Source organism: Enterococcus sp. NPDC086594 (genome assembly GCF_044746145.1).
GTDB classification, from domain to species: Bacteria; Bacillota; Bacilli; order Lactobacillales; family Enterococcaceae; genus Enterococcus_D; species Enterococcus_D entomosocium.
In genome coordinates this window covers 37,360-47,921 of sequence record NZ_JBIVBP010000020.1, presented here as the reverse complement: position 1 = coordinate 47,921, position 10,562 = coordinate 37,360, and the positions used below count along the sequence as shown (strand labels likewise).

9 protein-coding genes are annotated in these 10,562 nt (G+C 41.8%); 6 read left to right on the top strand and 3 right to left on the bottom strand.

Annotated features, from left to right (window positions below; translation table 11 throughout):
* Positions 1-18: 18 nt before the first annotated feature.
* The 3 genes from ACIPK1_RS17185 to coaA form a co-directional block, all read right to left on the bottom strand.
* A complete protein-coding gene (locus ACIPK1_RS17185; protein WP_400451377.1) occupies positions 19-1,605 on the bottom strand; it encodes a reverse transcriptase domain-containing protein in 1,587 nt (528 codons plus the stop codon).
* Positions 1,606-2,022: 417 nt separating this feature from the next.
* Positions 2,023-3,588: a glutamine-hydrolyzing GMP synthase gene (gene guaA, locus ACIPK1_RS17180; RefSeq protein ID WP_016619593.1), complete on the bottom strand. Its 1,566-nt coding sequence runs from the start codon at positions 3,586-3,588 to the stop codon at positions 2,023-2,025.
* Positions 3,589-3,668: 80 nt separating this feature from the next.
* On the bottom strand, positions 3,669-4,592 hold the full coding sequence (gene coaA / locus ACIPK1_RS17175) for a type I pantothenate kinase (protein ID WP_016611510.1): 924 nt from the start codon (positions 4,590-4,592) through the stop codon (positions 3,669-3,671).
* A gap of 336 nt (positions 4,593-4,928) precedes the next feature.
* On the opposite strand from coaA, the gene ACIPK1_RS17170 reads away from it, so the two are divergent.
* The 6 genes from ACIPK1_RS17170 (at position 4,929) to ACIPK1_RS17145 (ending at position 10,537) form a co-directional block, all read left to right on the top strand.
* Entirely contained in the window at positions 4,929-5,534 is a 606-nt protein-coding gene (locus ACIPK1_RS17170; protein ID WP_016611508.1) for a class I SAM-dependent methyltransferase, read from the top strand.
* 250 nt (positions 5,535-5,784) lie between these two features.
* Positions 5,785-6,804, top strand: a complete 1,020-nt coding sequence (locus ACIPK1_RS17165) for a LacI family DNA-binding transcriptional regulator (RefSeq protein ID WP_005226832.1) — start codon at positions 5,785-5,787, stop codon at positions 6,802-6,804.
* Positions 6,805-6,927: 123 nt separating this feature from the next.
* Positions 6,928-8,229: a pyrimidine-nucleoside phosphorylase gene (locus ACIPK1_RS17160; RefSeq protein ID WP_301389129.1), complete on the top strand. Its 1,302-nt coding sequence runs from the start codon at positions 6,928-6,930 to the stop codon at positions 8,227-8,229.
* A 13-nt stretch (positions 8,230-8,242) separates the two neighbouring features.
* Positions 8,243-8,905, top strand: coding sequence for a deoxyribose-phosphate aldolase (gene deoC, locus ACIPK1_RS17155; protein WP_008376411.1), 663 nt, complete (start codon positions 8,243-8,245; stop codon positions 8,903-8,905).
* 51 nt (positions 8,906-8,956) lie between these two features.
* Positions 8,957-9,355: a cytidine deaminase gene (locus tag ACIPK1_RS17150; RefSeq protein ID WP_301389128.1), complete on the top strand. Its 399-nt coding sequence runs from the start codon at positions 8,957-8,959 to the stop codon at positions 9,353-9,355.
* 63 nt (positions 9,356-9,418) lie between these two features.
* On the top strand, positions 9,419-10,537 hold the full coding sequence (locus ACIPK1_RS17145; protein WP_034872080.1) for a BMP family protein: 1,119 nt from the start codon (positions 9,419-9,421) through the stop codon (positions 10,535-10,537).
* Positions 10,538-10,562 lie beyond the last annotated feature (25 nt).

Here is a 10,562-nt window from a genome sequence, read left to right as displayed (position 1 = left end):
GTTAGGCTATCTCTTTTTCTATCTTTTTTTACAAAAAAAGTGTTGGTAGAAAATCCGTAGATTTTCCACCAACACTAAATATTGTAGAGCCAAAATAATCTGACTTATTTCGTATTTCTTTATGCCATCACTGTTAACAGTGCGAAGATATTGTCCCTTCTCAAATTTCATTTGGTCTCCATCTTCAAAATCAGGATAACCCAACAAATAAACGTCGGCATTTTTTTCCAGTACACCTTGAAATTTTTCAAGTCCAGAATTTAATAAAGATAAATCCTCTGGAATTAATAATACTAAGTCATGTTCTTTACTGTATTTCTCAATTTTAGCTTTCACATGCTTTGAAGTTCTTTCACCAAAAAACATTTCTGCAAAGAACTCGTTTTTTATTGGAGATAATCCGCTTAAAATTTCTTCAATAAGAAATTCGAACACATGATAATTAGATAATATTCCGTAATTCTTTAAAAGAAAACCACTCCCCTGGCCATAATCTGTAGTTTCCATAATTGTTTTATCTTTAGAGAACAAAGTTAATGATGTTTCTTTTATTACGCACACTGATTCTTCAAGGCGCATTTTTGGAGGGATAAAAATTGGATTTACTTTTGTTATTTCAAGTTCTTTTAAAATAGCATTATGACGTTTTGCCAGTTGCTCGAATACGGTATCATGCTTTCCTTTTACCATACTGACATAATTTATCATACCTTTGATTACTCTCAACATATTTTCTATACTATCCCCTTTATAGCCTGCTTCAGTGAATTTTTCCAAGGGAATTGTCAGATTTTTACTGTTTTCTTCTATTGAGTAGAGCATTGCTCTAATTTTCCTGATGTATCGTCTATCCACATTAAGTTTTTTATTAACAATTATTCCAGTAACTTCTTGATGTTGATTGGCTTTTTGTAATCTTGTTTTGTATGGGTTTATTTTGAAACCATTCCTATTAATTATATCTGTTAGACTAGAGCCTAAAACTATTTTTCCATTTTCCTCAATAACGATATTTTCATTAAATCTCGTTTTAGTTGAAAATGTTATATCATCAGCGTATCTAGAATAAGTAGCACCAAATGAATTTTTTGCTAATCGATCTAAATCTTTGTCTAAAGTTTTACATAGAATATTTGATATTACTGGGGAAGTAGGGGATCCTTGAGGTAAAAAACCACCAGGATGGCAACATATATTTGTTAAAGTAGTTGCAACATTTTTATCTAGTCTGAAATAATTCATGAACATACTTCGTACTCTTCCAAAAGAAATACTGGGGAAAAAATTTTCTAAATCAATATTAAGTAAAACATTCTTTCTTATATGTAATTGTGCATTATCTACGATACTTCTTTTGTTGATAAAACCATAAGCTTTATCATGAAGTTTTACACTACTGCTTAAAATAGCGCTTAACCTTTTTTGTATAAACAATAAACTGTCATTAGGGGCATATATTTTTCTCAATGAACCATTTTTCTTTGGAATTTCAAATTCGAAATAAAGATTATTTTTTTCCTCAAAAAGTAAGCGCCTTAAATGTCCAGCTGTAACATCAAGCGAACTTGCAATATCAGTAAATGATTTCAACTCTTGTAGGTGCATTTTCAGACAGTCCTTATTTTTATTGAGGGAAGCTCTACCGTTTTCGAGACAAAGCTGGGAAACAGCCTACTTTAATACCAGTATAAATATCACAATTGCTGCAGAAGACGTATCTCCAACATTAATTTATTAAGTCGCAGTTACACAACTCATATTCAACTTCCCTCACGATAATTATAGCAGAACAGTGGAAATATTAAATCAAAAGTTTAGAGTTTTAGTATTAGAAGATAAGTCTTATATTAGATACATGTTTTGAAATAAATAAAGAGATATCGAAAATACGATACCTCTTCAACGCTCAACTCAGTTTTCTTAAAAATTCCTATCAAAATTCTGATAGATAACGTGTATTGTTTTATGGATTTGCACGTTTTTTAGCATCAGAATACCTTTAAATCGATATTTTTAAATGTTTTATTCCCACTCAACAGTAGCAGGTGGTTTACTCGTAATATCATACACGATCCGATTGACGTGTGCGACTTCGTTGACGATGCGGACGCTGATTTTTTGTAGGACTTCCCAAGGGATGCGGGCAAAGTCAGCGGTCATGCCGTCGATCGAAGTGACTGCACGGATGCCGACGGTATAATCGTAGGTCCGGCCATCGCCCATGACACCGACGGAGCGGATGCCTGGTAAGACGGTGAAGTATTGCCAAATGTCGCGGTCTAAGCCGGCATTTGCGATTTCTTCCCGCAAGATTGCGTCCGAGTCGCGGACAATCGTTAGTTTTTCTTCTGTCAATTCGCCAAGGACACGAATGCCTAGACCTGGTCCAGGGAATGGTTGGCGCCATACGATGCTGTCTGGCATGCCAAGTTGAGTCCCTAATTCACGGACTTCGTCTTTGAACAAGGTGTTCAATGGTTCGATCAATTTGAATTGCATGTCTTCAGGTAAACCACCCACATTGTGGTGTGATTTGATGGTTTGAGCAGTCTCGGTCCCTGATTCGATGACGTCGGTATAAAGGGTTCCTTGGGCAAGGAAAGAAACGCCTTCTTCGCCAGCTAGTTTGGTTGCTTCATCATCGAAGACGTACACGAATTCATTTCCGATGATCTTGCGTTTTTCTTCAGGATCAGAAACCCCAGCAAGTTTTGATAGGAAACGTTCTTTGGCATCAACTTTGATGATGTTCAAGCCGAATTTGCCACCTAAGCTTTCCATTACTTGCTCGGCTTCGCCTTTACGCAAGAGGCCGTGGTCAACAAAAATACAAGTCAGTTGATCGCCAATCGCTTTTTGTAAAAGAACACCAACGACAGAAGAATCGACCCCGCCGGAAAGACCAAGCAAGACTTTTTTGTCGCCCACTTGTTCGCGGATTTTTGCGATTTCCATATCGATGAAGTTATCCATTGTCCAATCACCTGTACATTGACAAACGTCAATGGCAAAGTGACGCAGTAAGTCGTTGCCGTATTCTGAATGGCGAACTTCTGCGTGGAATTGGATACCGTACATTTTGCGTTCTGCATCTTGGATAGAAGCAATCGGGCAATCTTTGCTCGTCGCCACAACATCAAAGCCTGCAGGTGCTTGAGTGACCAAGTCCCCGTGGCTCATCCACACGGTTTGGGTTGCGGGCGTGTTTTGGAAAAGGGCCGCTGCATCAGAAGTGACTTCCAATTCTGCTTTGCCGTATTCACGGTTTTTGGCAGGTTCAACTTTTCCGCCTAATTTATAAGTAATCAACTGCATGCCGTAACAGATCCCTAAAACTGGGATGCCTAAATCAAAAATTTTCTCGTCGATACCGAAAGAGTTCTCGTCGTAGACGCTGTTTGGTCCGCCAGATAAGATGATCCCTTTTGGATTCATCGCTTTTACTTCTTCAGCGGTAATGCGGTGGCTCAATAATTCTGAGAAAACACCGAACTCACGAATACGGCGTGTAATCAGCTGGTTATACTGACTACCGTAATCAAGTACGATAATTTTTTCGACGTTTGGCAAAGTGTCAACGTTTGTCACAATAAATTACCTCAATTCTTTTAGTTTTTATTGAAAAAAGGCTAGGCCTTTTCAACAGCATAATTATAAAAATGAAGCGGTCAATACTTGCGCAAGAACACTTCATCGATCAAATGGTGCTTTGTTTTATGAAGAATTATATCGGCTCTGCTGCGTGTAGGCAAGATATACTCGTGTAAATTCTTTAAATTCACATTTTTCCATACTTCTTTTGCCATTTTAATCGCTTCCTTGCGATCCCCGATCGCATATTGGTAATAATAATTGCTAGGGTCTTGAAAGGCAGTGTCTAGTAATGATTCAAATCGTTCCAAATACCATTTTTCAATCAGTACCGGTTGGGCGTCCACGAAAATTGAAAAATCAAAAAAGTCACTGATATAGATTTGTTGGTTGGCAGGTAGTTGCAGGGTATTGATGCCTTCCACGATCAAGATATCTGGTTGACTGATCGTTTCATACGTATCAGGAATAATATTGTAGACTTCATGGGAGTAGACGGGGATCTGGATGTCTGGTTCTCCTGATTTGACCGCATTCAAAAAGTTGATCAAGGCTTCCATGTCATAACTTTCTGGAAATCCTTTGCGATTCAAGCTGCCGCGTTCTTCCAAGACTTCGTTCGGATACAAAAAGCCGTCAGTGGTGATCAGTTGGACGGTTCTGCGGGGAAACAAACGGGCCAATAAATTTTGGACGAGCCGTGCGGTGGTACTCTTGCCGACGGCGACGCTTCCGGCGATGCCGATGATAAAAGGCGGCATTTTAACATAGCGGTGTAAAAAGAGTCCCTTGCTGAGGGTCAATGATTCAAACTCTTTCATATAAAGATGGATCAGATGGCATAAAGGCACGTAAACATCTTCCACATCTTGGACCGAGATCCGGTCGTTCAAACTTTTGATATTATCCAATTCTTCTTGAGTGAAAGGCATCATTCCGTTCGTATAAAACCCTTGCCATTGCTCACGAGGAATTTGATAAAAATTCATGGTTTCTTGCATAGTAGGCTCCTTTTTTGCGGCATCATCGGTTTCTCTTAGAAGCGATAGGCCACTGTTCGAAAGTATTTTACCATAGAAACCCGCTGAACTTGGAAAAAAGACATGATTTCCTTTGCAGAAACAACAAAAAACTGTTTTTTCGTTGTTTTTTTTGCTGGGCGTTTACTTCTGGCTGTTTTTCGGTATGATTAGAAAGAAGCAGCAGACAAATCTTGCACGCCTTTTTACTGGTGTTTTCACTACGTTCACTCGTTCTAATAGAAGCAACAAGGAAAAAACCAGTAGAAGCCAGTAGAAAAAACAAGCGAAAAGGGAATAGAAGAAAGGAGCATAAACATGAGTAATCATTACTATACAGAAAATCCTGATACAGCCCATGATTTTGAACAGTGGTCGTTTGAATTAAGAGGAAAGAAGTTTCATTTTGTGACAGATAGCGGGGTGTTTTCCCGAGACACGGTGGACTACGGCTCGCGGGTGCTGATCGATGCGTTTGAGTGGGCGGAGCTGCCAGAAGGAAGTCTGCTAGACGTTGGGTGTGGCTATGGTCCTGTTGGCTTATCGTTGGCTTATGCAAGTCAGCGACCTGTCGAGATGATCGATATCAATCAGCGGGCAGTGGATTTGGCAAAAGGCAATGCCCAGCGTAACGGCATTGAACAGGTAGATATCCATCAATCCAATATCTATGCCCAATTAAATCAACCTGCTTATGCGGCGATCCTCAGCAATCCACCGATTCGGGCAGGAAAAGAAGTCGTCCATGAGATTTTGACAGGGGCGTTTCCGCTACTAAAAACAGGGGGAACTTTAACGATCGTGATCCAAAAGAAACAAGGGGCGCCGAGTGCTCAAAAGAAAATGCAAGAGACCTTTGGCAATGCCGAAATCATCAAAAAAGACAAAGGCTATTACATCATTCAAAGCGTAAAAGAAGCGTAGCTGCTCTTTGATTCTCAGCAGATCAAAGGCATCGCCAAGGCAAGCGCTGGTTAGCAGCAACTGGACCAGTTGGTTTCTCAAAAAGCCTATTGCCAACAGCCTTTCGGGCAATTGCAGCGTTGGTTAATCAGCTGTCTATATCATCGGGCTATTTTTGATCAACGAAAAAGAAAGTCGCACACTTGTTGAAAGTGTGCTATTTTTTTTGAGAAAAATTTGCTACACTTTAGGCAAGAGAGGAGAGAAGCAGATGAAATTGACGATTAAACAGATTGCTGAAATGGCTGGCGTCTCTGTCACGACCGTGTCGCAGATCCTAAACAATAAAGGCAGCCGTTTTAGTGAAGAAACCCGGAAGCGGGTCTTAGATATCGTAAATAAATATCACTATAAGCCGGATTTTTTTGCTTCGAATCTTATCAACCGCCATTCAAAAACGATCGGAATGATCGTGCCTGATGTGACGGATTTCTTTTTCTCTAAAGTCATTGAAGGGGCGGAAAGTTATTTCAATCCACTAGGTTACATGCTAGTGTTATGCAATTCGCGCCACAGCCAAGAAAAAGAGGTTCAATATTTGAATGAACTGTCTCATCGTTCGGTAGATGGTATCTTATTAGCGACGCCGCATTTACTGCCGGAGGATTATTCCTTGAAGAGCGGGTTCTTTGATGACCGACCAATTATTTTAGTCGATCGCGGGATCAATCAGCGGGACAATGGTCGTTTGATCGTGAAAGAATACGAAGGTGCCTACCAAGCCGTCAGTTATTTGATCAAAAACGGTCACCGCAACATTGCGATGCTCAAAGAAATCACCGGCTACTATCAATTAGAGGAACGGTTCAATGGCTATCGCCATGCCTTAAAGGACCATCAGATCCCTTTTAAAGGCCGATATGTAGAAAATGCTGAATTAACGGTTACCGGCGGGTACGAAGCAACGAAAGAATTATTGAAGTACAAAGAGATCACAGCGTTCTTCTGCGGCAACGACGCCATGGCGATCGGCTGTTATCAAGCGATTTATGAGGCGGGTAAAAAAGTACCAGAAGACTACTCGGTGATCGGCTTTGATGCCTTGAAATTATCGGAATACATCACACCACCGCTTACCACGGTCATGCAGCCGACCTTTGAGATCGGTTTTACCGCAGCGAAGTTTTTAGTGGACGCCATTGAGTTTCCGACACGGCGAATTCCAAATAAGATTTTTGATACAAAATTAATTATTCGTGAGAGCGTGAAGACATTGACAAGCGAGAAATAATGCGGTATATTTCTTCTTGTAAGTGTTTTCATAGTTTTGCGATATTTAGTAAACTGTTTTACTAAAGTGGTTTACCCTACGAAAAATTATTGTATAATGTTAAAGGAAGCGAGGGTCATTTCGATGCGAATGGTGGATTTAATTGAAAAGAAACGTGACGGCAAGTCATTGACGAAGGAAGAAATTGACTACATTGTAACTGCGTATACTGAAGGAAGTATTCCAGATTATCAAATGAGTGCCTTGTTGATGGCTATTTTTTATGTAGATATGACAGATGAAGAGATCACGAACTTAACGCTAGCAATGGCAAATTCTGGTGAAGTGATCGACCTATCCTCAATTGAAGGAATCAAAGTCGATAAGCATTCGACTGGTGGTGTTGGTGATACGACCACGTTGATCCTAGCGCCATTAGTGGGTAGTGTTGGCGTACCGGTTGCGAAAATGTCTGGCCGCGGCTTAGGCTATACCGGAGGGACGTTAGACAAGCTTGAAGCGATCCCTGGATTTAAAATCGAGCTTTCTGAAGCCGACTTTATCCGATTAGTCAACGAAAGTAAAGTGGCCGTGATCGGTCAATCAGGAGATTTAGCTCCTGCGGACAAAAAACTGTATGCCTTACGAGATGTGACGGCAACGGTTAGTTCGATCCCATTGATCGCCAGCTCGATCATGAGTAAAAAAATCGCGGCAGGTGCCGATGCGATCGTGTTAGATGTAACCACAGGCGATGGCGCCTTTATGAAAAACTTGGAGGATGCCAAACGCTTAGCCCAAACGATGGTCCGCATCGGAAAATTGGCAAATCGCCAAACGATGGCAGTCATTTCTGATATGTCACAACCTCTAGGGGAAGCGATCGGGAACAGTTTGGAAGTGGTGGAAGCTATTGAGACACTGCAAGGAAAAGGACCGAAAGACTTGGAAGAAATGTGCTATGCACTGGGCAGCCAAATGGTCGTTTTAGCGAAAAAAGCTGATTCATTGGAAGAAGCACGCCAACTGTTGGAAGAAGCCTTGCATTCAGGCAAAGCGTTAGAAAAATTCAGACAGATGATCATAGATCAAGGCGGAGACGCTTCAGTGATCGATGACCCGAGCAAGATTTTGACAGCAAAATATGAAGTTGAGGTCCCAGCGAAAACTAGCGGCGTGGTGACGAAATTAGTTGCCAATGAGCTAGGGATCGCGGCGATGATGTTAGGGGCAGGTCGTAAGACCAAAGACGAAGACATCGACCATGCAGTGGGCATCAAATTGCATAAGAAAGTTGGCGAATCCGTAACTGAAGGGGAATCGCTATTGACGATCTATAGCAATACCGAAGCAATCGAGGATGTCAAAGCATTGATCGACCAAAATATTGAAATTGGGGAAGATGGCGCAGAACCGCCATTGATCCATGACATTATTACAGAATAAGGAGCGAATAAAAATGGAATTGAATCGCATGATCGACCACACGATTTTGAAAGCAGACGCAACGGAGGAAGATGTTTTACGAATCATCGAAGAGGCAAAAACCTATCACTTCTATTCTGTCTGCATCAATCCAACGTGGGTTTCATTAGCAGCAGAAAAATTACAAGGCGAACCAACGGCTGTTTGTACCGTGATCGGTTTTCCTTTAGGGGCAAACACATCTGAGGTCAAAGCTTATGAAACAACAGATGCGATCAAAAACGGCGCAGATGAAGTCGATATGGTAATCAACGTAGGTGCCTTGAAATCAAAACAATACAAAAAAGTTCAAGCAGACATCGAAGCAGTCGTTGAAGCAGCCAAAGACAAAGCGCTTGTCAAAGTAATCATTGAAACAGCGTTATTAGACAACGAAGAAATCGTCAAAGCCTGTGAATTAGCCAAAGCAGCCGGTGCAGATTTCGTGAAAACCTCAACTGGCTTTTCAACTGGTGGGGCAGTCATTGAAGATGTTCGCTTGATGCGTGAAACTGTAGGACCAGAAATGGGTGTCAAAGCTTCCGGTGGTATCCACAACGAAGCAGAAGCGGCAGCTATGGTCGAAGCGGGGGCAAATCGCTTAGGAACAAGCGCAAGTGTTGCCATCGTGACTGGCTCAACAGGTGCTGGCTATTAAGCCTAGCATTAAGTAAAGTAGCAAAAATTAAAAACAAGAGCGGGGAAGACAATGACAATAGCGAAAAAAGAGTGGATCGACACCGCCGTTTCCGTCTTAGATAAAGCGTATGTGCCGTACTCTAAGTTTCCGGTCGGTGCTTGTCTCGTTGCCAAAAATGGGACGATATATCAAGGGATCAACATTGAAAATGCCTCATATGGCTTAACAAATTGCGCAGAACGAACGGCTTTTTTCAAAGCCGTTTCTGAAGGCGAAAAAGAGTTTCAACATTTGGTTGTGGCGGGTCATACGCCAGAACCGATCTCTCCTTGCGGTGCTTGCCGCCAGGTCATGGTGGAATTTTGTGCGCCAGATATGCCGGTGACCTTAGTCGGCGATGATGGTGTGATCAAAGAAACCACGGTAGAAGGCCTATTGCCTTATTACTTTACGAACAAAGATTTATAAACCATGTTCATTCAGTCGATGCGGCTGTTGAAAAAAACTATATTTTTAGGGGGCTTTACAGCAATGAAAAAAGCAAAATTATTTAGTTTAGGTATTGTTGCAGTAGCTGGGTTGACTTTACTTGGTGCTTGTGGCGGAGGAAATTCAGGTTCAACTGATTCAACTGGTGGCGGTTCTGCAGACGGTACGACTGATGCAGCGCATAGTGTCGCAATCGTTACCGATATCGGCGGGGTGGATGACCGTTCATTCAACCAATCCGCATGGGAAGGCTTAGAAGCATGGGGGGAAGAACACGGGATCGCTCGCGGTGCTGGTGGTTATGACTACGTGCAATCAAATGAAGCATCAGAATACACAACAAACGTAAATGGTGCCGTTCAAAATGGTTTCAAAACGATTTTCGGTGTAGGTTACTTATTGAAAGATTCAATCGCAGCAGCAGCAGACCAAAACCCTGATACACAATTCGGGATCATCGATGATGTGATCGAAGGCAAAGACAACGTTGTTTCAGCAACATTTAAAGATAATGAAGCAGCTTACTTAGCTGGTTATGCTGCAGCTTATACAACCAAAACAAACAAAGTCGGCTTCATCGGTGGTGAAGAAGGCGTCGTTATCGACCGTTTCGAAGCTGGTTTCACAAAGGGTGTTCAAGACGCAGCTGAAAAACTAGGCAAAGAAATTACCATTGATTCTCAATATGCAGCATCATTTGGTGATCCTGCCAAAGGAAAAGCATTGGCAGCTTCAATGTATCAAGGCGGCGCTGACGTAATCTTCCACGCATCTGGCGGTACTGGTGCAGGTGTCTTCCAAGAAGCAAAAGCAATCAACGAACAATTGAACGAAGCAGACCTAGAAGACAAAAAAGTTTGGGTCATCGGTGTGGATAGCGATCAACAAGACGAAGGAAAATTCACAACTGCTGACGGCAAAGAAGATAACTTCACACTGGCTTCAACATTGAAAGGTGTTGGCGCAGCGGTACAAGATATCTCAACTCGTGCGTTAGAAGATAACTTCCCTGGCGGCGAACACATTGTTTACGGCTTGAAAGATGGCGGTGTAGACATTACTGAAGGGTTCCTTTCAGATGATGCCAAAGCAGCGATCGAAACAGCGAAACAAGACGTGATCGACGGCAAAGTAGAAGTACCAGAAACACCTGAAAAATAAAGTGGTTCTTTTCGGTTATCTTGCC